This window comes from Pantoea vagans (assembly GCF_004792415.1).
Classification (GTDB): domain Bacteria; phylum Pseudomonadota; class Gammaproteobacteria; order Enterobacterales; family Enterobacteriaceae; genus Pantoea; species Pantoea vagans.
The window spans coordinates 3,853,267-3,877,383 of the sequence record NZ_CP038853.1; the positions used below are offsets into that span (position 1 = coordinate 3,853,267).

Below are 24,117 nucleotides of genomic sequence, written 5' to 3' on the forward strand. Positions count from 1 at the left end.
AGCCAAGGGATAAACCACCATGCAACAACCTCGTCCTGTACGCCGCGCATTGCTCAGTGTCTCTGACAAAGCCGGTATCCTCGAATTTGCTCAGGCGCTCTCCCATCGCGGTGTCGAACTGCTCTCCACAGGTGGAACCGCTCGCCTGCTGGCGGATGCGGGCCTGGCTGTCACCGAAGTCTCTGATTACACCGGTTTCCCGGAAATGATGGATGGACGCGTCAAAACCCTGCATCCGAAAGTGCATGGCGGCATTTTAGGTCGTCGCGGCCAGGATGATGCCATCATGGCGCAGCACGACATCAGCCCAATCGACATGGTGGTCGTTAACCTCTATCCCTTTGCACAGACGGTCGCCCGTGAAGGATGTTCACTGAAAGATGCGGTGGAAAACATCGATATCGGTGGCCCGACAATGGTGCGCTCTGCTGCCAAGAACCATAAAGATGTCGCCATTGTGGTCAGCAGCAGCGACTACGACGCCATCATTGCTGAAATGGACGCTCACGAGAACGCGCTGACGCTTGAGACCCGTTTCGATCTGGCCATTAAAGCGTTCGAACACACTGCCGCGTATGACAGCATGATCGCTAACTACTTCGGTACCCTGGTGCCTGCCTATCACGGCGAACGCAATCAGCCCGCCGGCCGTTTCCCGCGTACCCTGAATCTGAACTTTATCAAGAAGCAGGATATGCGTTACGGCGAGAACAGCCATCAGGATGCTGCCTTCTATATAGAAGAGAATATCACTGAAGCCTCAGTAGCGACCGCGCAGCAGGTTCAGGGCAAAGCACTCTCCTATAACAATATTGCTGACACGGATGCGGCACTGGAGTGTGTGAAAGAGTTCAGTGAACCTGCATGCGTCATCGTTAAGCATGCCAACCCTTGTGGTGTCGCAACTGGTGACGATCTGCTGGCAGCCTATGAGCGAGCTTACCAGACCGACCCGACTTCCGCGTTTGGCGGCATCATTGCCTTTAACCGCGAGCTGGATGAAGCGACGGCGCAGGCGATTATCAGCCGCCAGTTTGTAGAGGTGATCATCGCGCCCGCCGTTTCCGAAGCCGCGCTGAAAATCACCGCTGCGAAGCAGAATGTCCGTGTCCTGATCTGCGGCCAGTGGCAAAACCGTACCGCTGCGCTGGATTTCAAACGCGTCAACGGCGGCCTGCTGGTCCAGGATCGCGATCTTGGCATGGTCGAAGCCAGCCAGTTGCGTGTCGTCAGCAAGCGCCAGCCAACCGGGCAGGAACTGCGTGATGCACTGTTCTGCTGGAAAGTTGCGAAGTTCGTTAAGTCCAATGCCATTGTGTATGCACGCGACAACATGACGATTGGTATTGGTGCGGGTCAGATGAGCCGCGTTTACTCCGCAAAAATTGCAGGTATTAAAGCAGCCGATGAAGGTCTGGAAGTGAAAGGCTCAGCCATGGCGTCAGATGCCTTCTTCCCGTTCCGCGATGGTATCGATGCCGCCGCCGCGGCAGGCGTGAGCTGCGTTATCCAGCCAGGCGGCTCCATCCGCGATGAAGAAGTGATTGCGGCAGCGGATGAGCATGACATTGCGATGATCTTCACCGACATGCGTCACTTCCGCCATTAATCGATTCGGAGAGTAACAGATGAAAATTTTAGTCATCGGCAACGGCGGACGTGAACATGCTCTGGCCTGGAAAGCGGCCCAGTCACCACTGGCGGAAACCGTATTTGTCGCGCCGGGTAATGCGGGCACGGCATTAGAGCCTGCGCTGCAGAATGTCGCAATCGGAGCCACCGACATCCCTGCTCTGCTTGAGTTTGCAAAGCGTGAAAAGATCGATCTGACGATTGTCGGACCGGAAGCGCCGCTGGTGATCGGCGTCGTAGATGCCTTCCGTGAAGCGGGGCTGGCTATCTTTGGTCCGACGCAGGCCGCGGCACAGCTGGAAGGCTCTAAAGCCTTTACCAAAGATTTCCTGGCGCGTCACCAGATCCCCAGCGCAGCGTATCAGAACTTTACCGATGTTGAGCCTGCTCTTGCGTATCTGCGTGAGAAAGGCGCGCCCATCGTTATCAAAGCCGACGGCCTGGCCGCAGGTAAAGGCGTCATTGTCGCGATGACGCTGCAGGAAGCTGAAGATGCGGTTCAGGATATGCTGGCCGGTAACGCCTTTGGCGATGCCGGACACCGTATTGTGATTGAAGAGTTTCTGGATGGCGAAGAAGCCAGCTTCATCGTGATGGTGGACGGCGAGAATGTGCTGCCTATGGCCACCAGCCAGGATCATAAACGTGTCGGCGATGGCGATACCGGTCCGAACACCGGTGGCATGGGCGCTTACTCGCCGGCACCGGTGGTCACCGATGAGATCCACCAGCGCGTGATGGATCAGGTCATCTGGCCGACCGTGCGTGGCATGGCAGCTGAAGGCAACGTCTACACCGGTTTTCTCTATGCCGGCCTGATGATCGATCACACCGGGCAGCCGAAAGTGATCGAATTTAACTGCCGCTTCGGCGATCCGGAAACGCAGCCGATCATGCTGCGCCTGCAGTCGGATCTGGTCGATCTTTGCCTGGCTGCCTGCGACGGCAAGCTGGATCAGAAAACGTCACACTGGGATCCCCGCCCTGCGCTGGGTGTGGTACTGGCGGCCGGCGGTTATCCGGGTGATTACGCTCAGGGCGATCAGATTCATGGCCTGCCACTGGAAGAAGTGGCTGACGGCAAGGTTTTCCACGCCGGAACACGTCTGGAAGAAGATCGGGTGTTGACGAACGGTGGCCGCGTGCTGTGCGTCACCGCGCTGGGTGACGATGTTGCTGCGGCACAAAAGCGGGCTTACGAGCTGACAAAGCCGATCTCCTGGCAGGGCAGCTTCTGTCGCCGCGATATCGGCTATCGCGCTATTAATCGTAAATAAGCAAAGGGGGCACAGGGTGCCCCCTCTTCAATTCACATATCGTCTTCTGTCGGCTGCTGTGAGCAGTCATCCTGCTGGCTGACCCGCAACAACTGTATCCCTTCAGGCGCTTCAAGCCATGACACCATCAGCGGTGCCGATGCGCTACGCTGCTGCTGTATCAGTATCTGCAGATCGTCAGCATCAAAAGCGGATCTGACCTGCTGGCCTTCACAACTCTCCAGCACATTATTTCCCAGCCAGTGTCCCTGTTTCAGAAACACCTGACCGCTTAACAGCGCATCGCTGAGGTTACGCATGCGCTGAGCATCAAACTTATAGAGTTCAACTGCATCCGGGCTGACCGCTTCACGCCGGCCTGCAAGCTGGCGCTGCATAAAGTTGAGACCACCGGCCTGGTCGAAGCGCAGGGTCACATCGTCAGGTTGCTTGCCCTTTACCTGACGCTGAATGCTGATCAATGACTCTTCCAGCCAGACATAGTCAGTCACTTCACCTTCCCCGCCACTGAACGACGTATAGAGGGTACGGATATGAACCGACTGATGGTCGCTATTTTTGCGCCAGATTCGCACAACACCACGATCGGCAAGATAGCCACTGGCAGAAAAGGGAGGAATATCCGGCGTCGAGCTACAGCCGAAAAGAAACAGAGAGAGAAACAGAACAGATAAACGCGGTAACAGCGAAGTCATGATGGCTGGCCTCTTAAAAACAAAAGGGGCGAAACGCCCCCTGTTTTAAAGCTTAACCGCAGTGCGACGTCTTACTTAACGGCGTCTTTCAGCGCTTTACCAGACACGAATGCCGGTACGTTTGCTGCAGCGATTTTGATCTCTTTGCCAGTCTGCGGGTTACGACCGGTACGCTCAGCGCGGTGGTTCACTTTAAAAGTACCAAAACCAACCAGTTGTACAGCATCACCATCTTTCAGAGACTCAGTGATCGCAGCCAGAGTAGATTCCAGCGCTGCCTTTGCCTGGGTTTTAGACAGGTCAGCTTTTTCTGCGATCACATCAATCAGTTGAGTCTTGTTCATAAGTTATCCTTAAAGTGTATTTATCGCTTGCTAAGCAACGAGTGCGAGGGAAAAGCCATATTCTGGCACTCTTCTGCCTGCACGCACCGATAGCCACAATTTTCAGCCCCCCAAATGTAGACCAGACAGGGGGCCAATGTGAAGCCTTCAGGCGCGCTAATTCGGGCCTGAAGTCACGTTTTATCGCCTTACTGCTGGAAATTTATACCGATGTTGCTAATTCCCGCTTCACGCAGGTCAGATCGCAGGCCTTTAATCAATTCAAGGTCGCGCTCTTCACACTCCGCCAGCAGACGGAAAATCTCCCACTGGAGGTCCCACTCATCGATGATAGCCGGGTTTTCACGCAGCTCTTCATCGGTCATTTCGCGTCCAGCCTGGGTCATCTCCAGCATAGCGACAGTGGTAATTGAGGTCTCGCTGACTTCAATAGCATGCTCAAGCGTTTCGCCGCTCAGCTGCGCATGGACGACTTCGCTTAATGCCACACAGGCATCGATAGCCGGATAAACGCCGTAAACCTCAAATGCATCGCCATCAGGAATGGCGGCTTCGAGTTTTTCCAGCTGGCTGTCGAAGTTAATCTTCGCATCTTTAACCGTCAGGTTTTCCCAGATTAGATCAAGAATCCGGCGATAGAGTGCCGGATCGGCAAATTCAGTCTGCTCGCAGAATGCGCGATAGTTGGGATACATGCGTTCGCACAGGCAGGCCATAAAAGTCAGGTGCTGCCAGCTTTCCAGCTTCGCCAGACGCAGATGAACGGGGTTCTGTAACATAAAGGTGGCTCTTATTCGTTTCTCTGGCCGCAGTGTAACTGCAAAACCGCAGCACAAACAGTGTTAAAGCGCGTTTTGCCAGCGCTGGAAAGCGGTTCGGTTAGAGGCAACCGCATCGGCCCAGCGGGTGGGTTCCGGCAACCGGTAACCGCGCGTACAGTTTTCGACCCACTGCAGCGCCGTATCCAGGCTGACACGATGACCGGTGGCGACAAACAGCGGATTACAACGCAGCTTGCTGCGCCATACCCAGCCTATCTGCTCACCTTTGTCGATCAGCGGCTGACGGCTGCCAGGCTGCGCATCCAGATCGTCAAAACGACCGCAGAGACGGCTTTTCGCAACGCCAATAGTGGGCACATCGACCAACAGGCCAAAATGCGATGCAACGCCCAGTCGTCTTGGATGCGAAATACCGTGTCCATCCACAAACAGCAGATCAGGCTTTTGCTCCAGCATCTGCCAGGCAGCCATCAGCGCCGGATATTCACGGAAGGAGAGAAAGCCCGGAATATAGGGCATGGTGGTCTCAACGCGCGCGATGCGATGCTCCACCAGCGTTAACGAAGGATATTCCAGTATCACCATCGCCGCCCGCGTGATGGTGCCGTCCTGCTCAAATCCAACGTCTGCCCCGCCAATAAAGCGGGGCGGCAGCACGTCAAAGTCATCTTCACGCACCACGTCAGCGGCGCGTTGTAACTGCTCAGCGCGAAGTGCGGCAATGTCCATGATTACTCCTGATGCCAGGGACGTGATAAACGATGCACAGCGTCAACAAAGACACCGGCATTTTCGGGCGGAACATCCTGATGAATGCCGTGCCCCAGATTAAAGACGTGACCGGTGCCTGAGCCAAAACGCTCCAGAATACCGGCCACCTCCTGTTCGATACGTTCAGGTGCCGCATAGAGCATAGAGGGATCCATGTTGCCCTGCAGCGCAACTTTGTCGCCTACGCGACGGCGCGCATCATCAATATCGGTGGTCCAGTCGAGACCCAGCGCATCACAACCGGTGGCTGCCATCGCTTCCAGCCACTGTCCGCCGCCTTTGGTAAAGAGCGTCACCGGCACGCGGCGGCCGTCGTTTTCACGCAGCAGGCCATCGACAATCTTGTGCATGTAGTGCAGGGAGAATTCGCGATAGTCACGACCGGTCAGCACGCCGCCCCAGGTATCAAAGACCATGACGGACTGCGCACCGGCGCGGATCTGAGCGTTGAGATAGAGGATGACGCTGTCGGCCAGCTTATCCAGCATCGCGTGCAGCGTCGCCGGATCGGCATACATCATCTTCTTAATTTTGGTAAACGCCTTGCTGCTGCCGCCTTCCACCATGTAGGTGGCCAGCGTCCACGGGCTGCCGGAGAAGCCAATCAGCGGCAGATCGCCATTCAGGTTTTTACGGATGGTGCGGACCGCATTCATCACATAGCCCAGCTCCATTTCAGGATCGGGCACCGGCAAACGCTCAACGTCGGCGCGACAGGTCACAGGGTTAGAGAAACGCGGGCCTTCGCCCGTTTCAAAATAGAGACCCAGTCCCATCGCATCCGGAATGGTCAGGATGTCACTGAAGAGGATGGCGGCATCCAGCGGATAACGGCGCAGCGGCTGAAGGGTCACTTCGCAGGCCAGCTCGGCGTTTTTACACAGCGACATAAAGTCACCCGCCTGGGCGCGTGTCGCTTTGTACTCCGGCAAATAGCGCCCGGCTTGTCGCATCATCCATACCGGCGTGACATCGACCGGCTGACGTAACAGGGCACGCAAATAACGATCGTTCTTCAGTTCACTCATCTCAACACTCTCTCAATAACAGGCGTGTAGTGTAGCACTTTCACGCTTCGGCGCGGCACAGGGCGACGGTATCTTCAATCAGGCGGCGTGCCACGGTGCCTGGCGGTGGCAGCAAAGGCAGCGCATCAAAACGGAACCAGGCAGCATCCAGCAGCTCTTTGCCGTCGTGTTGCAGATCACCACTGTCATACTCCGCCATAAAAGCGGTCATCAGCGATTGCGGGAAAGGCCACGGCTGGGAGGTCACGTAACGGACGTTTTTGACGCGGATATTGCTCTCTTCCATCACTTCCCGGGCAACGGCCTGCTCCAGCGTCTCGCCGACCTCCACAAAACCGGCCAGCACGGTGTAGACCTTGTTGCGATGGCGGGCATGATTCGCCAGCAGGATTTCATCTCCGCGACGGATAGCCACAATGATGCAGGGCGCGATCTGCGGATAGTAACGCTCACGGCAATGGCTGCAGAGACAGGCAAATTCATGTTTGCTGTGGTGCATCTCATGGCCGCAATAGCCGCACCAGCGATGAGAACGGTAGAACTCCGCCAGCTGTACACCGCGACCCACCAGCTGAAACAGCTCCACATCCTGATCGATCAGCTGTCGCACGGAGAACATATCGGAAGAACGCGGCTCACAAATCAGCCAGACTTTTTCGCCCTGCCATTCACCAATGGTCCGGGCCTTACTGCCGGTTAAACCAAATTTTTCGGCGTTTCCGTGGGGTAAATCACCTTGTGGCAACCAAAGTTTCTGTTCATGGCTGACAATCCACCATCCAGCGTCTACGCTTGAGATTTCGAATTGCATTTATTTCGTCATCCTTAGCGTCAACCCGCACGCTGAAGCCCTGATGTTAAGTGTGTAGATAAACAACTATAACTCACATGGAGTTAGATATGCTTAACCAGTTAGACGTCCTGGCTGAACGCGTAGGTGGCAGTAATGAACTGGTCGATTCGTGGCTTGAAGCACGCCGCCAGCTACTGGTGACCTATTATCACCTGGTCGGTCTTAAACCTAAAAAAGAGGCGCTGACGCGTCTTGACGAGCAGGCGCTCGACAACTTCTGTCACGGCCTGGTCGACTATCTTTCTGCCGGTCACTTCAGTATCTATGAGCGCGTAATCAGCGAAATGAGTGGCGACAGCCCGATGATCGCTGCCGCGCAGATCTACCCTCCGCTGGAAGCGAATACTGAGCGTCTGATGCAGCTGTATGACGGTCACCTGCAGCAGGCGATTGACGATGAAAACTGCATGACCTTCCAGCAGGCACTCTCCGAAGTGGGCGAAGTGCTGGAATCACGCTTTACGCTGGAAGATAAGCTGATCCAGCTGGCCTGGGATAACCAGCTTGCTACGCCGCCAGTGGCGAATGACAGCCATATCGCGCGTCCGGCTTGATGGTCAACAAGGGCAAAGGGCTTGAGATTATCCCGTAGCCCTTTTATGCTGAACAGGTTCTGAGGAGTACTCTCCAAAGAACCTTTTTTATTTGTGCGTTGAAATGTAAGGTTTTTACGCCCGGGTCTTTTATCAGACACCCGCGTAGAAACTGCTTCTTGTCGGAGTGCCCAGTTGGGCTGAGACCGTTAATTCGGGATCCGCGGAACCTGACCAGGTTAGAACCTGCGTAGGGAACAAGAGTAAAACTTCTCTGTATGCCAGCATGCCTGTGCTGTCTATACGGTTACTCCTTCCGAACTCCGGACAAGCATCGTTCCCCCTTAACAGGAAGATTGCTATGTCTGACCCAAAAATGACCCGTCGTGAACAACGTGCCCAGGCGCAGGAATTTATCGATTCCCTGCAAAGCGGCAGTGCTTTTCCCCAGTCCCGTCGCATCTGGATTACCGGCAGCCGGGAAGATATTCGCGTGCCGATGCGTGAAATCACCCTAAGCCCGACCCACATCGGCGGCAGTAAAGAACAGCCTCTCTATGAGCAAAATGAAGCGGTGCCGGTCTATGACACGGCGGGTGCTTATGGCGATCCCGCGGCGCAGATTGATGTGCATCGTGGTCTGGAAAAGCTGCGCGCTCGCTGGATTGCTGAGCGCGACGACAGTGAGCTTCTCGAACAGAACAGCTCAGGCTATACCCAGCAGCGGCTGGCTGACGAGGGGCTGGATCATCTGCGCTTCGATCACCTGCCGACACCGCGCCGCGCCCGTGCAGGCCGCCGTGTCACGCAACTGCACTATGCCCGTCAGGGCAGGATTACCCCGGAGATGGAGTTCATTGCCCTGCGGGAAAACATGGGCCGTGAGCGAATCCTCAGTGAGGTGCTGCTGCAACAGCATCCGGGACACAGTTTTGGCGCACATCTGCCCGCCGATATCACCCCCGAGTTTGTCCGTCAGGAGGTCGCTGCCGGACGCGCCATCATCCCTGCCAACATCAATCACCCGGAATCGGAGCCGATGATCATTGGCCGCAACTTCCTGGTTAAGGTCAACGCCAATATCGGTAACTCGGCAGTCACCTCTTCTATCGAGGAAGAAGTGGAAAAGCTGGTCTGGTCGACCCGCTGGGGTGCCGATACGGTGATGGATCTCTCTACCGGTCGCTATATTCATGAAACGCGAGAATGGATTTTGCGAAACAGCCCGGTGCCCATCGGTACCGTGCCGATCTATCAGGCGCTGGAAAAAGTGAATGGCGTGGCTGAGGCGCTGAACTGGGAAATATTCCGGGACACGCTGCTGGAGCAGGCGGAACAGGGCGTCGATTACTTCACTATCCACGCGGGCGTGCTGCTGCGTTATGTCCCGATGACGGCGAAACGTCTCACCGGGATCGTGTCGCGAGGTGGATCGATCATGGCGAAATGGTGCCTGTCGCATCATCAGGAGAGCTTCCTGTATGAGCACTTCCGGGAGATCTGTGAAATCTGCGCCGCTTACGATGTCTCCCTGTCGCTGGGCGATGGTCTGCGTCCGGGTTCGATTCAGGATGCCAACGATGAGGCGCAGTTTGCCGAACTACGAACCCTGGGTGAACTGACCCGTATTGCCTGGGAATATGACGTTCAGGTAATGATTGAAGGTCCGGGACATGTGCCGATGCATATGATCCGCCGTAATATGACCGAACAGCTCGACCTGTGCGATGAAGCCCCCTTCTACACGCTTGGCCCGCTGACCACTGACATCGCGCCCGGCTACGACCACTTCACCTCGGGTATCGGTGCCGCCATGATTGGCTGGTTTGGTTGCGCCATGCTGTGCTACGTCACACCCAAAGAGCATCTGGGTCTGCCGAACAAAGAGGACGTTAAGCAGGGATTGATCACCTACAAAATCGCGGCGCATGCTGCCGATCTGGCGAAAGGCCACCCCGGTGCGCAGATCCGTGATAACGCCATGTCCAAAGCGCGCTTTGAATTCCGCTGGGAAGATCAGTTTAACCTGGCGCTGGATCCCCATACGGCAAGGGCGATGCATGATGAAACCCTGCCGCAGGAGTCGGGCAAGGTGGCCCATTTCTGCTCAATGTGCGGTCCTAAATTCTGCTCAATGAAAATTTCCCAGGAGGTGCGCGAGTTTGCGGCACGCCAGGATGCCCGTGCCGAGCCGGTTGAAGTTGGCATGGCGCAAATGTCAGACCGTTTCCGCAGCCGCGGCGGTGAGCTCTATCACCCTGCCGATGCCATTAAGGAGGAGTAAGGATGCCCGCATTTCCCGCTACCACCCCACGCCTGGGGCTTTATCCGGTGGTTGATAGCCCCGAGTGGATTGAACGCCTGCTAGAGATGGGCGTTCGCACGCTGCAGCTGCGCATCAAAGATCAGCCTGACGAGTTCGCCGAACCCGCTATTGCTCAGGCAATTGCGTTGGGCAAACGCTATGACGCGCGCCTGTTTATTAATGACTACTGGCAGCTGGCGATTAAGCATCAGGCTTATGGCGTACATCTGGGTCAGGAGGATCTGGATGTCGCCGATCTTGCCCGCATTCATCAGGCCGGGTTACGACTGGGACTCTCTACCCACGACGATGCGGAACTGGATCGCGCACTGGCAATCCAGCCCTCTTACATCGCACTTGGGCATATTTTCCCGACGCAGACCAAAGAGATGCCTTCTGCACCGCAGGGCATTGCACAGCTGAAGCGGCACCTGACACGTCTGTCGCATATTCCCACCGTGGCGATTGGCGGTATCTCAATTGCACGGGCACCTGAGGTGCTGGCCACCGGCGTCGGCAGCATTGCGGTGGTGAGTGCGATTACTCAGGCAGATGACTGGCGTGCAGCAACGCGCACCCTTCTGGCGCTGGCAGGACCAGGCGATTAAGCATTTATGGAACCTGCCGCGCATATTGGCTGCAAAATCGGTAACGTCAGCGTTCTTCCGGGAAAGTGCCGCTCAAAGGTGCATGTTGCCGCTGGCGTGCTGTGATCCAAAACCTTAACGTGGCATCCGTCAGGTTAAGGTTATCTGACCAGGGCCGGTTCCCTCCTCTTGCCGGCCCTGCTTCTTCTTTTCGCTATGCGGGAGTCGAGGCTGAAGTCTGCGTCTCATGCTGGCACGAGAGCATGGCACGTTCGACGGCCGCACCCACCAGCGCCAGCGCCTGCTCAGTCTGCTCGTTGATCGGCAGCCCGTAGTTTAAACGCAGACAGTTACGATATTTACCCGACGCTGAAAACAGTGAGCCTACAGCAATCTGAATTTTTGACTCGCGCAGTTCGCGGTTAAGCCGGACCGCATCAAACGCTTCGGGAAGTTCTATCCACATCAGAAAGCCGCCCTGAGGACGGGAAACGCAGATGCCGCAGGGAAAATAGTGGCGTACCCAGCAGCTAAAGGTTTCATAGTTGCGATGGTAGAGTTGCCGCATCCGGCGCAGATGAGGCTGATAATGACCCTGGCGGATAAACTCGGAAACCGCATGCTGAGGCTGCGTAGCGGTGGAGCCGGTGACGATATATTTCATGTGCAGCACGCGGTCACGATAGCGGCCTGGTGCAACCCAGCCAACGCGCAAACCTGGCGCCAGCGTTTTCGAAAAGGAGCTGCACAGCAGCACCCGGCCATCGAGATCCAGCGCTTTAATGGTGGTCGGGCGCGGATATTCCCAGGCTAACTCACCATAGACATCATCTTCAATCACCGCCGCATCAAACCGCTGCGCCAGCGCCAGTAAAGCCCGCTTACGCGGCTCAGGCATGATAAATCCCAGCGGGTTATTGCAGTTTGGCACGACAACGACGGCTTTGATCGGCCATTGATCAAAGGCCAGCTCCAGCGCTTCCAGACTGATGCCGGTGACTGCATCGGTCGGGATCTCAATGGCACGAATGCCAAAGCCGCGCAGGGTTTGCATAATGCCGTGAAACGACGGTGATTCAACAGCAATGATATCGCCCGGCTCGCAGACTGCACGTACGGCGACCGATAACGCTTCGTGGCAGCCGGTCGTAATGACAATGTCATCGGCCGTGAGCTGACAGCCGCTGTCTATCGCCAGCCGTGCAACCTGTTGCCGCAGCGCGAGCACACCATAAAGGTTGTCATAATTCAGTAGCGCCATGTCCTGCTTCTGCGCCTGGCGGCTGAAAGCTTTCCACAGTGGCTTAAGCGTCGGCTGGGTCAAATCGGGCATGCCACTGCCCAGCTGCAACACATCATCTTCCAGACGGCCGTTAATCAGTTCCAGCACCGCGTCCCACTGTGTCACCTCAACCGGCCGCTGTGCGGGACGGGTCAGCGCAGGGATCGGCGGCGTTGCTTTGCGTGACGCCACAAAATAGCCGGAGCGCGACTGTGGCGTAATCATCTGCTTCTCTTCCAGCAGATGATAAGCCTGCTGCACGGTACTGATACTGACGCCATGCTCGGTACTCAGACTGCGTACTGAAGGCAGGCGCTCACCGCTGCGATATAAGCCTTGTTCGATACGCTGAGCCAGCAGCGTAGCCAGATGTTCATAGCGGGTCATTGTATCTCCAGAGGCTCAGAGGCTGAGCAGTAACCAGTACAGTTCCGTCTCTTTTTTACCATTCAGATCGTCCTGACGGCAATCTGTATGTTAAATAAAAGTGATTTTTGCGTCTGTATCATACAGAGTAATCCACTGAAAATGGTCCTCAGACACTTCACTGAGGGCACTATCATGGGATATGACGAGAATCGCGCAGCTAAACCGTTTACAGGCACGCCTTACCACCTGGTTCGCTATCTGTGGCGCAGTTACAAACGCTGGCAGCTGCGGCGTGAGACACGCCTCATCCTGTCGAAGTTAAGCGACAGTCAGCTGAAAGATATTGGTATCAGCCGTAGTGACTGGAATGGCTGAATCTGAGACAAAAAAAAACCCTGCCGAGGCAGGGTTTTTATCAGGCAAAGGACGATTAATCGTCTTTGTTGCCGCCGAGACCGGCGTTCAACAGTTCAGCCAGGCTGGCTGAGGCTTCATCCGCAGTCACCTGCGGTGCAACCGGAACTTCACCTGCCGCTTTGCGGCGCATACGATCCTGATGGTACGCATAACCGGTACCGGCCGGGATCAGACGACCCACGATCACGTTCTCTTTCAGGCCGCGCAGTTCGTCACGCTTGCCTGCTACTGCTGCTTCGGTCAGGACACGTGTGGTCTCCTGGAACGAGGCTGCAGAGATGAACGATTCGGTAGCCAGTGACGCTTTGGTAATACCCAGCAGGTCACGCATGAAGGTTGCGCCGACTTTTCCGTTCGCTTCCAGATCACGGTTAGAGATCTTGATGCGAGAGAATTCAGCCTGCTCACCTTCCAGGAAGTCTGCACTTCCTGCGCTCACGATGGTTGCTTTACGCAGCATCTGACGAACGATGACTTCAATGTGCTTATCGTTAATCTTAACGCCCTGCAGACGGTAAACTTCCTGCACTTCGTTAGTGATGTAACGGGTCACCGCATGCACGCCACGCAAGCGCAGGATGTCATGTGGAGACTCTGGGCCATCGGAAACCACGTCACCGCGCTCAACACGTTCACCTTCGAACACGTTCAGCTGACGCCATTTCGGAATCATCTCTTCGTATGGCTCACTGCCATCCAGCGGAGTAATGACCAGACGACGCTTACCTTTGGTCTCTTTACCGAAGGAGATGATGCCGCTGATCTCCGCCAGAATAGCTGGCTCTTTCGGACGACGCGCTTCGAACAGGTCAGCAACGCGTGGCAGACCACCGGTAATATCCTTGGTACCACCAGATTCCTGCGGAACACGCGCTAACGTGTCACCGGCACTGATCTTAACGCCATCTTCCAGCTGAACAATCGCTTTACCTGGCAGGAAGTACTGAGCCGGCATGTCGGTGCCCGGGATCAGAACGTCGTTGCCGTTGGCATCAACAATTTTCAGCGCAGGACGCAGATCTTTACCGCCTGCAGTACGCTCAGCACTGTCCAGAACCACCAGCGAAGACAGACCGGTTAAGTCATCTGTCTGACGGGTAATCGTCTGGCCATCAACCATATCCGTGAAGCGAATGAAACCGCCCACTTCGGTGATGACTGGCATGGTATGCGGATCCCAGTTTGCGACGGTTTCGCCCGCTGCAACCTGCTCACCATCACCTTTCGCCATGGTAGAACCGTAAGGAACTTTATAGCTCTCTTTGGTACGACCAAATTCGTCGATCATTTTCAGTTCAACGTTACGTGAGGTGATCACCAGCTTGCCTGCCGAGTTCGTTACCGACTTGGCGTTGGTCAGCTTGATGGTACCTTTGTTCTTCACCTGAATGCTGGATTCAGCAGCCGCACGTGATGCCGCACCACCGATGTGGAACGTACGCATCGTCAGCTGTGTACCTGGCTCACCGATGGACTGTGCCGCGATAACACCGATCGCTTCACCTTTGTTGATGATGTGACCACGTGCCAGGTCGCGACCGTAGCAATGCGCACACACACCAAAGTCGGTTTCACAACCTACTACCGAGCGGACTTTCAGGCTGTCGACTGAGTTCAGTTCCAGCACGTCACACCAGTGCTCATCGAGCAGCGTGTTGCGTGGGACCAGAATATCAGCAGTACCCGGCTTCAGAACGTCTTCAGCAGTCACACGACCCAGTACACGTTCACGCAGTGGCTCTTTAACGTCGCCACCTTCGATGACAGGCGTCATCATGATGCCTTCGTGTGTACCACAGTCATCTTCGGTAACCACCAGATCCTGAGCAACGTCAACCAGACGACGCGTCAGATAACCGGAGTTCGCTGTTTTCAGTGCGGTATCCGCAAGACCTTTACGTGCACCGTGGGTTGAGATGAAGTACTGAAGTACGTTCAACCCTTCACGGAAGTTCGCCGTGATTGGTGTTTCGATGATGGAGCCATCTGGCTTCGCCATCAGACCACGCATACCGGCCAGCTGACGAATCTGTGCAGCAGAACCACGCGCACCGGAGTCAGCCATCATAAAGATGCTGTTAAAGGAAACCTGGCGCTCTTCTTCGCCGTCACGGTTAATGACGACTTCGGTAGAGAGGTTTTCCATCATCGCCTTGGCAACACGTTCGTTGGCTGCGGCCCAGATATCGATGACTTTGTTATAACGCTCGCCTGCAGTTACCAGACCAGACTGGAACTGCTCCTGGATCTCAGCCACTTCCGCTTCCGCTTCGGTGATGATTTCCACTTTCTTCTCTGGAATAACCATGTCGTCGATGCCGACTGACGCGCCTGAACGGGCAGCGTAAGCGAAACCGGTGTACATGGTCTGGTCAGCAAAGATAACGGTCGGCTTCAGGCCCAGAATGCGGTAACAGGTGTTCAGCATTTTGGAGATAGCTTTTTTGCCCAGCGCCTGGTTAACGATGGAGAAAGGCAGACCTTTTGGCACGATCATCCACAGGATGGCACGGCCAATCGTGGTATCGATGATGCTGGTTTTAGCAACCCACTCATCCTGCTCATTCTTCTCGTGTTCGGTGATACGCACCTTAACGCGAGCATGCAGAGAGGCGAGGCCGGCGCGATAAATACGCTCAGCTTCTTTCGGGCCAGTCAGCACCATGCCTTCGCCTTTGGCGTTAACACAGTCACGGGTCATGTAATACAGACCCAGTACAACGTCCTGAGATGGAACGATGATTGGCTCGCCGTTCGCAGGTGACAGGATGTTGTTGGTCGACATCATCAGCGCACGCGCTTCCAGCTGGGCTTCCAGCGTCAGCGGTACGTGAACAGCCATCTGGTCACCATCGAAGTCGGCGTTATAAGCCGCACAAACCAGCGGGTGCAGCTGGATCGCTTTACCTTCAATCAGAACCGGTTCAAAGGCCTGAATACCCAGACGGTGCAGCGTAGGCGCACGGTTCAGCAGAACCGGGTGCTCACGGATCACTTCGTCGAGGATATCCCAGACAACCGCTTCTTCGCGCTCAACCATTTTCTTCGCGGCTTTGATGGTGGTGGCCAGGCCACGCAGTTCCAGCTTGCCGTAAATGAACGGTTTGAACAGTTCGAGTGCCATTTTCTTCGGCAGACCGCACTGATGCAGACGCAGGTATGGACCAACGGTGATAACCGAACGACCAGAATAGTCGACACGTTTACCCAGCAGGTTCTGACGGAAACGACCCTGCTTACCTTTTATCATGTCAGCCAGCGATTTCAGCGGACGCTTGTTGGAACCGGTGATCGCACGACCGCGACGACCGTTGTCCAGCAGTGCATCGACCGCTTCCTGCAACATACGCTTTTCGTTGCGCACGATGATGTCTGGCGCAGCCAGATCCAGCAGGCGCTTCAGACGGTTGTTACGGTTGATCACGCGACGATACAGATCGTTCAGATCCGACGTAGCGAAACGACCACCATCCAGCGGTACCAGCGGACGCAGATCCGGTGGCAGAACAGGCAGCACGGTCAGGATCATCCACTCTGGCTTGTTGCCAGACTGGACGAACGCTTCCAGCAGCTTGATGCGCTTGGTCAGTTTTTTACGTTTTGTTTCGGAGTTAGTTTCGTTCAGCTCTTCACGCAGCTGCTCGCACTCCTGCTCCAGATCCATGTTTTTCAACAGGGCCTGGATCGCTTCGGCGCCCATTTTGGCGTCGAACTCGTCACCGAACTCTTCCAGAGCGTCAAGGTACTGCTCTTCAGTCAGGATCTGACGCTTCTCGAGGTTGGTCATGCCACCTTCGATTACCACGTAAGATTCAAAGTAGAGCACGCGCTCGATGTCACGCAGTGGCATATCCAGCAGTAAGCCGATACGCGATGGCAGTGACTTCAGGAACCAGATGTGCGCAGTCGGCGACGCCAGTTCGATGTGGCCCATACGCTCACGGCGTACTTTAGTCTGGGTCACTTCAACGCCGCACTTCTCACAAATCACACCACGGTGTTTGAGGCGCTTGTACTTGCCGCACAGGCACTCATAGTCTTTAACCGGCCCGAAGATACGGGCACAGAACAGACCATCGCGCTCTGGCTTAAAAGTACGGTAGTTAATGGTTTCTGGCTTTTTCACTTCACCAAAAGACCAGGAACGGATCATGTCTGGCGAAGCCAGCGCAATTTTGATCGCATCAAACTCTTCGGTCTTAGTTTGCGCTTTCAGAAACTTAAGTAAGTCTTTCACGGATTAGCTCCCGTCGGAGTGAGACTCAGGGGGCGTCCAACCGAAATTGAACGCCCCGTAACCAGTACAATTGCGAGCGCTTTAAACCCTGCGCTTTCAGGCGGCGGCAAGCCGCAGCCTGAAAAGGGGTTACTCGTCTTCCAGCTCGATGTTGATACCCAGCGAGCGAATCTCTTTCAACAGTACGTTGAAGGATTCCGGCATGCCCGGTTCCATCTGATGGTTACCGTCAACGATGTTTTTATACATCTTGGTACGGCCGTTGACGTCATCAGACTTAACGGTAAGCATTTCCTGCAGGGTATACGCGGCACCGTATGCTTCCAGTGCCCATACTTCCATCTCACCAAAGCGCTGACCACCGAACTGCGCCTTACCACCCAGCGGCTGCTGAGTAACCAGGCTGTAAGAACCGGTAGAACGTGCATGCATCTTGTCATCAACCAGGTGGTTAAGTTTCAGCATGTACATGTAGCCAACGGTTACCTGACGTTCGAACTGCTCACCGGTACGGCCGTCAAACAGGGTAATCTGACCGGAAGAAGGCAGGCCGCCGAGCTGCAGCAGCTCTTTGATCTCGCTCTCTTTCGCGCCATCAAACACCGGCGTGGCGATTGGCATACCTTTCTTCAGGTTCTCAGCCAGACGCAGTACTTCGTCATCAGAGAAGGTGTTCAGATCAACTCGCTGACGCAGATCGGTACCCAGGTCATAGGCGCGCTGGATGAATTCGCGCAGTTTCGCGACTTCTTCCTGCTTCTTCAGCATGGCGTTGATTTTCTCGCCGATACCTTTCGCTGCCATACCCAGGTGCGTTTCCAGAATCTGACCGATGTTCATACGCGATGGTACGCCCAGCGGGTTCAGAACGATGTCAACCGGCGTGCCGTTTTCATCGTAAGGCATATCTTCGATCGGGTTGATCTTGGAGATAACACCTTTGTTACCGTGACGGCCTGCCATTTTGTCACCCGGCTGAATCTGACGCTTAACAGCCAGATAAACCTTAACGATTTTCAGCACGCCTGGTGCCAGATCATCGCCCTGGGTGATCTTACGACGCTTACCTTCGAGTTTTTTCTCAAACTCGTGCTTCAGTTCGTCGTACTGCTCTGCCAGCTGCTCCAGCTGGTTTTGCTTGGCTTCGTCAGTCAGACCCAGTTCCAGCCAGCGCTCGCGCGGCAGCTTGTCCAGTTTGTCTGCTTCAACGCCACCCGAAATCAGTACGTTCTGGATACGGCTGAACAGGCCCGCTTCCAGGATCTGCAGTTCTTCAGACAGGTCTTTTTTGGCCTGCTTCAGCTGCATCTCTTCGATTTCAAGCGCACGTTTGTCTTTTTCCACGCCATCGCGGGTAAAGACCTGAACGTCGATCACGGTACCTGACACGCCATTCGGCACGCGCAGTGACGAATCTTTCACGTCAGAGGCTTTTTCACCGAAGATAGCGCGCAGCAGTTTTTCTTCTGGCGTCAGCTGGGTTTCACCTTTAGGCGTTACCTTACCAACCAGAATGTCGCCACCGGTCACTTCAGCACCGATGTAGACGATACCTGACTCATCCAGTTTAGAGAGTGCAGCTTCACCCACGTTCGGGATATCAGCAGTGATCTCTTCCGGCCCCAGTTTGGTGTCACGCGACACGCAAGCCAGTTCCTGAATGTGGATAGTCGTAAAGCGATCTTCCTGAACCACGCGCTCGGAGACCAGGATGGAGTCTTCGAAGTTGTAGCCGTTCCACGGCATGAACGCCACGCGCATGTTCTGGCCCAGTGCCAGTTCACCCAGATCGGTGGACGGGCCATCTGCCAGCACGTCGCCGCGCTCAACCGGCTCACCCAGAGAAACACATGGCATCTGGTTGATGCAGGTGTTCTGGTTAGAACGGGTATATTTGGTCAGGTTGTAAATGTCGATACCGGCTTCGCCAGCATGCATTTCGTCTTCGTTAACTTTGATAACGATACGTGATGCGTCAACGTACTGTACGGTACCGCCACGTTTCGCCACGGCTGTTACACCGGAGTCAACGGCAACAGCACGTTCCATACCGGTACCAACCAGCGGCTTATCAGCACGCAGAGTCGGAACGGCCTGACGTTGCATGTTCGCACCCATCAGGGCACGGTTGGCGTCATCGTGTTCCAGGAACGGGATCAGGGATGCACCGACAGAAACCACCTGCTGGGTGGAAACGTCCATGTAGTCAACCTGATCGCGGCTGAACAGACTTGATTCGCCTTTGCTACGGCAGGTGACCAGGTCATCAACAAACGCGCCGTTGTCATCCAGAGGGGCGTTCGCCTGAGCGATAACGTAGTTACCCTCTTCGATAGCAGAGAGGTAGTGAATCTCGTCAGAAACCAGACCGTCGATAACACGGCGATAAGGTGTCTCAAGGAAACCGTACTCATTGGTCTGTGCATAGACAGACAAGGAGTTGATCAGACCGATGTTCGGACCTTCAGGGGTTTCGATTGGGCAGACACGACCGTAGTGCGTTGGGTGTACGTCACGCACTTCGAAGCCGGCACGCTCACGCGTCAAACCACCCGGGCCGAGAGCAGAGATACGACGTTTGTGCGTAATCTCTGACAGCGGGTTGTTCTGATCCATAAACTGAGAAAGCTGGCTTGAACCAAAGAACTCTTTCACCGCAGCCGAAATCGGCTTCGCGTTGATCATGTCCTGTGGCATCAGCGTATCAAGGTCGCCCAGAGACAGACGCTCTTTAACCGCACGCTCAACACGGACCAGACCGACACGGAACTGGTTCTCAGCCATTTCACCCACTGAACGAATACGACGGTTACCGAGGTGGTCGATATCGTCCACTTCGCCTTTACCGTTACGGATGTCGATCAGCTTCTTCATCACTTCGATGATGTCATCTTTGCTCAGGATGCCTGAACCTTCGATTTCATCACGCAGCAATGAGCGGTTGAACTTCATACGACCGACCGCAGAAAGATCGTAACGATCTTCTGAGAAGAACAGGTTCTCAAACAGGTTCTCTGCAGCTTCGCGTGTTGGCGGCTCACCAGGACGCATCATGCGGTAGATCTCAACCAGGGCGCTCAGGCGATCGCTGGTTGGGTCGACACGCAGGGTCTCGGACATATATGGACCGTGATCCAGATCGTTGGTGAACAGCGTTTCGATGCGCTTGTGACCGGACTGGCTCAGTTTAGCCAGCAGATCCAGTGACAGTTCCATGTTCGCTGCAACAATCAGCTCACCGGTGCTCTCATCGATGTAATCTTTAGCGACCACTTTGCCCGCGATATATTCAACCGGGACTTCGATGTGCTGAATGCCATCTTTTTCCAGCTGACGAATATGGCGCGCAGTAATGCGGCGACCTTTTTCGACGTAGACGGTGCCGTTCGCTTCGATATCGAAGGTAGCGGTTTCACCGCGCAGGCGCTCAGGCACCAGCTCCATCTGCAGCTTGTTGTCACGGATTTCAAACACCACTTTCTCGAAGAAGATATCGAGGATCTGAGGTGTAGTGAACTGTAACGCGCGCAGGATGATAGTGGCCGGCAGCTTACGACGACGGTCAATACGGACAAACAGGTTATCTTTCGGGTCAAACTCAAAGTCGAGCCATGAACCGCGGTAAGGGATGATACGTGCGTTGTACAGCACTTTACCCGATGAGTGGGTTTTACCCTTATCGCTATCAAAGAACACGCCGGGACTACGGTGCAGCTGAGAAACGATAACGCGCTCGGTACCATTGATAACAAAGGTACCGTTGTCGGTCATGAGCGGAATCTCGCCCATGTAGACTTCTTGTTCTTTAATGTCTTTTACGGTGCCTTCTGGCGCTTCGCGCTCATAGATCACCAGACGCAGTTTCACGCGCAGCGGTGCCGAATAGGTCACGCCACGTATCTGACACTCTTTGACGTCAAAGACAGGTTCACCCAGGCGGTAGCTGACATACTGCAACTCAGAGTTGCCGCTGTAGCTCGCAATAGGGAATACAGAGCGGAATGCAGCTTCCAGTCCGTACTGACCTTCTGGATCTTGCTCGATAAACTTCTGGAACGAGTCGAGCTGGATGGAAAGGAGATAAGGTATGTCCAGTACTTGCGGACGTTTACCAAAATCCTTACGAATACGTTTTTTCTCGGTATAGGAGTAAACCATAGGGTTCCTCAGCTAGCTGACAAGTCGACCCACGCTGTCCGTCCTGACAGGACAGTTCATGCAACACGATTTTGTTTGATTCACTGGCTGCGCGGCAGCAGTGCAATACCTCTTTCTATCACGCTTAAATCATTTCATCGCTTTTGTGAAGGCAGGGAACCCGCACAGGAAAGCGGTATATTAAGTCGTCGATAGAGAAAGATATTGAATAGTAACAATGGACAAACAGTGTGAAACCCCATTGAGACCCTGTAGCGCAAAAAGGCTGGTGACCAAAAAGTCACCAGCCATCAGTCTGAAACTACTCAGACTGCAACCCGAAGGCTGTCTTACTTAACTTCAACTTCAGCGCCAGCTTCTTTCAGAGCAGCTTCAAGTGCAGCTGCGTCATCTTTGCTGATGCCTTCTTTGATTACGCCAGTTGCTTCAACCAGGTCTTTGGCTTCTTTCAGGCCCAGACCAGTCGCAGTACGTACGGCTTTGATGACTGCTACTTTGTTCGCGCCAACAGCTTTCAGTACGACGTCGAATTCAGTTTTTTCTTCAACAGCTTCAGCCGGGCCCGCAGCAACAGCTACAGCAGCAGCAGCAGAAACGCCGAATTTTTCTTCCATAGCAGAAACCAGCTCAACAACTTCCATTACGGACATCGCTGCAACAGCTTCCAGAATTTGGTCTTTAGTGATAGACATGACAATTGTTCCTAAGAATCAGAAAAAGTTTATACGTAAGCAGGTACGAAGAAAAGAATAAGGCCTTAAGCCGCTTCTTTTGCATCGCGTACAGCAGCCAGAGTGCGGACCAGTTTGCCGGCAGCGGCTTCTTTCATGGTCGACATCAGACGTGCCAGTGCTTCTTCGTAGGTCGGCAGCGTTGCCAGACGGTCAATATTGGCCGCCGTGATCAGCTCACCTTCAAAGGCTGCAGCTTTGACCTCAAATTTTGCATTCGCTTTCGCGAAATCTTTGAACAGACGAGCAGCAGCGCCCGGGTGTTCCATAGAATATGCAATCAGGGTCGGACCAACAAACGTGTCTTTCAGGCACTCAAACTGAGTACCTTCAACGACGCGGCGCAGCAGGGTGTTACGAACAACACGCATGTAAACGCCAGCTTCACGGCCTGCTTTACGCAGTTCGGTCATTTTATCAACGGTAACGCCACGGGAATCCGCAACAACCGCTGAAAGCGCACCTTTGGCTACTTCGCTGACTTCAGCAACAATCGCTTGTTTGTCTTGAAGATTTAATGCCATTAGCTTTTGCTCCTGGATTTGACCGGGAAAGGATTTCCCCGGAACTCACTTCACTTACTCACCCCGAGGGGTAATAAGCGCTCGAACACGGTGAGCAGAATCCAGCTAAGAAAAAATTCTTTTGGTTCTGTCACCGTCTACGCAGGGGATTAAGCGGAATATCCGGAGATAAACAGCACCTGCGGTCTTGGACGGAGGCCAGGATAAGGCCTGGCTCCAACCTAAATTCTGTGCGACGCAGCAGAGTCAGAGGGAATGGCGATAAACGCAACCGTCGGTTCTGGCTCTCTGGTGTCCTGTTCTGCTAATATCTGGTGTCCTGTTCTGCTAATAACAGAACAACGGGCGTAAGATTCTAGGTGAATTTTTCGCCCGTTTCAAGCAGCAATTAGTTTGCTGTTGCGTTCAGACCAGCCTGGTCAACGGCAACGCCGGCGCCCATGGTGGTTGAAAGGCTGACTTTCTTGATGTACACGCCTTTAGCCTGTGATGGTTTAGCTTTTTTCAGCGCAACCAGCAGAGATTCCAGGTTTTCTTTCAGTTTGTCAGCGTCAAAGTCCACTTTACCGATGGTAGTGTGGATGATGCCGTTTTTGTCGTTACGATAACGAACCTGACCGGCTTTAGCGTTCTTAACCGCTTCAGCAACGTTAGGGGTTACAGTACCGACTTTCGGGTTTGGCATCAGGCCACGTGGACCCAGAATCTGGCCCAGCTGGCCAACAACGCGCATTGCATCCGGAGAAGCAATAACAACGTCAAAATTCATTTCGCCTTTCTTGATCTGATCAGCCAGGTCTTCCATACCTACCAGCTCTGCGCCAGCTGCTTTAGCAGCTTCAGCGTTAGCGCCCTGGGCGAAGACAGCAACACGTACTGAACGACCAGTACCGTGTGGCAGAACGGTCGCGCCGCGAACGTTCTGATCAGATTTACGTGCATCAATGCCGAGGTTGACAGCAACGTCAACGCTTTCAACAAACTTGGCAGTTGCCAGTTCTTTCAGCAGAGCAACAGCTTCAGCAATGTCGTACTGCTTGGTCGCGTCAACTTTGTCGCGAATTACGGTCATGCGCTTGGTCAGCTTAGCCATTTCTTAGTCCTCTACTACCAGGCCCATGGAACGAGCAGTACCTTCGATTGAGCGAGTCATCGCTTCAACGTCAGAACCAGTCATGTCCGCAGCTTTGGTTTCTGCGATTTCACGTACCTGAGCACGAGTCACTTTACCGACTTTATCTTTGTTCGGCTTACCAGAGCCAGACTTGATACCCGCTGCTTTTTTCAGCAGTACGGCAGCCGGAGGCGTTTTGGTAATGAAGGTGAAAGAACGGTCGCTGTATACGGTGATAACAACAGGAGTCGGCAGACCTTTTTCCAGAGATTCGGTCTTAGCGTTGAACGCTTTACAGAATTCCATGATGTTAACACCCTGCTGACCCAGAGCTGGACCAACCGGTGGACTTGGGTTCGCCATACCAGCTGCAACCTGCAGCTTGACGTAGGCTTGGACTTTCTTAGCCATGATATTTCCTCAATTGGGTTATAGCGCCTGTAAAGGCTCCCCGTGATAACGATTTATACGCTGTTGC

19 protein-coding genes and 1 riboswitch are annotated in these 24,117 nt (G+C 54.5%); of the genes, 6 read left to right on the forward strand and 13 right to left on the reverse strand.

The genetic code is table 11. The features are described 5' to 3' along the window. The first annotated feature begins 19 nt into the window (after nt 1–19). Nucleotides 20–1,609, forward strand: coding sequence for a bifunctional phosphoribosylaminoimidazolecarboxamide formyltransferase/IMP cyclohydrolase (gene purH, locus EGO56_RS18020; protein WP_135910431.1), 1,590 nt, complete (start codon nt 20–22; stop codon nt 1,607–1,609). Nucleotides 1,610–1,628: 19 nt separating this feature from the next. Next, a complete protein-coding gene (purD, locus tag EGO56_RS18025) occupies nt 1,629–2,909 on the forward strand; it encodes a phosphoribosylamine--glycine ligase (protein WP_135910432.1) in 1,281 nt (426 codons plus the stop codon). A 32-nt stretch (nt 2,910–2,941) separates the two neighbouring features. Here the strand turns inward: purD and EGO56_RS18030 are convergent, their stop codons facing one another. The 6 genes from EGO56_RS18030 to nudC form a co-directional block, all read right to left on the reverse strand. After that, nucleotides 2,942–3,604: a DUF1481 domain-containing protein gene (locus tag EGO56_RS18030; protein WP_135910433.1), complete on the reverse strand. Its 663-nt coding sequence runs from the start codon at nt 3,602–3,604 to the stop codon at nt 2,942–2,944. A gap of 71 nt (nt 3,605–3,675) precedes the next feature. Next, complete coding sequence (gene hupA / locus EGO56_RS18035) at nt 3,676–3,948, reverse strand: nucleoid-associated protein HU-alpha (protein WP_003850136.1); 273 nt, start codon at nt 3,946–3,948, stop codon at nt 3,676–3,678. A gap of 188 nt (nt 3,949–4,136) precedes the next feature. Beyond that, nucleotides 4,137–4,727 (reverse strand): YjaG family protein, encoded by a 591-nt coding sequence (locus tag EGO56_RS18040; RefSeq protein WP_013359744.1) that lies wholly within the window; start codon nt 4,725–4,727, stop codon nt 4,137–4,139. Nucleotides 4,728–4,790: 63 nt separating this feature from the next. Continuing rightward, the gene (nfi, locus tag EGO56_RS18045) at nt 4,791–5,459 is read right to left on the reverse strand and encodes a deoxyribonuclease V (RefSeq protein WP_013359743.1); all 669 of its coding nucleotides are present in this window, start codon (nt 5,457–5,459) and stop codon (nt 4,791–4,793) included. A gap of 2 nt (nt 5,460–5,461) precedes the next feature. After that, on the reverse strand, nt 5,462–6,529 hold the full coding sequence (gene hemE / locus EGO56_RS18050) for a uroporphyrinogen decarboxylase (RefSeq protein ID WP_013359742.1): 1,068 nt from the start codon (nt 6,527–6,529) through the stop codon (nt 5,462–5,464). Nucleotides 6,530–6,569: 40 nt separating this feature from the next. Next, on the reverse strand, nt 6,570–7,340 hold the full coding sequence (gene nudC, locus EGO56_RS18055; RefSeq protein ID WP_135910434.1) for an NAD(+) diphosphatase: 771 nt from the start codon (nt 7,338–7,340) through the stop codon (nt 6,570–6,572). A gap of 89 nt (nt 7,341–7,429) precedes the next feature. On the opposite strand from nudC, the gene EGO56_RS18060 reads away from it, so the two are divergent. From EGO56_RS18060 to thiE, 3 genes are all read left to right on the forward strand, one after another. Beyond that, nucleotides 7,430–7,936, forward strand: coding sequence for an Rsd/AlgQ family anti-sigma factor (locus tag EGO56_RS18060; RefSeq protein ID WP_013359740.1), 507 nt, complete (start codon nt 7,430–7,432; stop codon nt 7,934–7,936). A gap of 152 nt (nt 7,937–8,088) precedes the next feature. Then, a riboswitch (TPP riboswitch) is annotated at nt 8,089–8,189 on the forward strand. 87 nt (nt 8,190–8,276) lie between these two features. Further along, nucleotides 8,277–10,199: a phosphomethylpyrimidine synthase ThiC gene (thiC, locus tag EGO56_RS18065; protein ID WP_135910435.1), complete on the forward strand. Its 1,923-nt coding sequence runs from the start codon at nt 8,277–8,279 to the stop codon at nt 10,197–10,199. Nucleotides 10,200–10,201: 2 nt separating this feature from the next. Continuing rightward, on the forward strand, nt 10,202–10,828 hold the full coding sequence (gene thiE, locus EGO56_RS18070; RefSeq protein ID WP_135910436.1) for a thiamine phosphate synthase: 627 nt from the start codon (nt 10,202–10,204) through the stop codon (nt 10,826–10,828). Nucleotides 10,829–11,021: 193 nt separating this feature from the next. Here thiE and EGO56_RS18075 read toward each other — a convergent pair whose 3' ends face one another. Beyond that, nucleotides 11,022–12,476, reverse strand: coding sequence for an aminotransferase-like domain-containing protein (locus EGO56_RS18075; protein WP_135910437.1), 1,455 nt, complete (start codon nt 12,474–12,476; stop codon nt 11,022–11,024). A gap of 174 nt (nt 12,477–12,650) precedes the next feature. Between EGO56_RS18075 and EGO56_RS18080 the strand changes: the two genes are divergently transcribed. Then, complete coding sequence (locus EGO56_RS18080) at nt 12,651–12,833, forward strand: DUF1127 domain-containing protein (protein ID WP_033734941.1); 183 nt, start codon at nt 12,651–12,653, stop codon at nt 12,831–12,833. Between the two features lie 55 nt (nt 12,834–12,888). Here the strand turns inward: EGO56_RS18080 and rpoC are convergent, their stop codons facing one another. The 6 genes from rpoC to rplK all read right to left on the reverse strand — a co-directional run bounded on the left by rpoC (nt 12,889) and on the right by rplK (nt 24,050). Beyond that, nucleotides 12,889–17,112, reverse strand: a complete 4,224-nt coding sequence (rpoC, locus tag EGO56_RS18085) for a DNA-directed RNA polymerase subunit beta' (RefSeq protein ID WP_013359734.1) — start codon at nt 17,110–17,112, stop codon at nt 12,889–12,891. 129 nt (nt 17,113–17,241) lie between these two features. Further along, nucleotides 17,242–21,270, reverse strand: a complete 4,029-nt coding sequence (gene rpoB / locus EGO56_RS18090) for a DNA-directed RNA polymerase subunit beta (protein ID WP_013359733.1) — start codon at nt 21,268–21,270, stop codon at nt 17,242–17,244. A gap of 329 nt (nt 21,271–21,599) precedes the next feature. Further along, entirely contained in the window at nt 21,600–21,962 is a 363-nt protein-coding gene (rplL, locus tag EGO56_RS18095; RefSeq protein WP_009092660.1) for a 50S ribosomal protein L7/L12, read from the reverse strand. 65 nt (nt 21,963–22,027) lie between these two features. Continuing rightward, nucleotides 22,028–22,525, reverse strand: coding sequence for a 50S ribosomal protein L10 (rplJ, locus tag EGO56_RS18100; RefSeq protein WP_003848098.1), 498 nt, complete (start codon nt 22,523–22,525; stop codon nt 22,028–22,030). 388 nt (nt 22,526–22,913) lie between these two features. Further along, nucleotides 22,914–23,618, reverse strand: a complete 705-nt coding sequence (rplA, locus tag EGO56_RS18105; RefSeq protein WP_010261038.1) for a 50S ribosomal protein L1 — start codon at nt 23,616–23,618, stop codon at nt 22,914–22,916. Between the two features lie 3 nt (nt 23,619–23,621). Continuing rightward, nucleotides 23,622–24,050, reverse strand: a complete 429-nt coding sequence (gene rplK / locus EGO56_RS18110; protein WP_006121495.1) for a 50S ribosomal protein L11 — start codon at nt 24,048–24,050, stop codon at nt 23,622–23,624. Nucleotides 24,051–24,117: the final 67 nt, after the last annotated feature.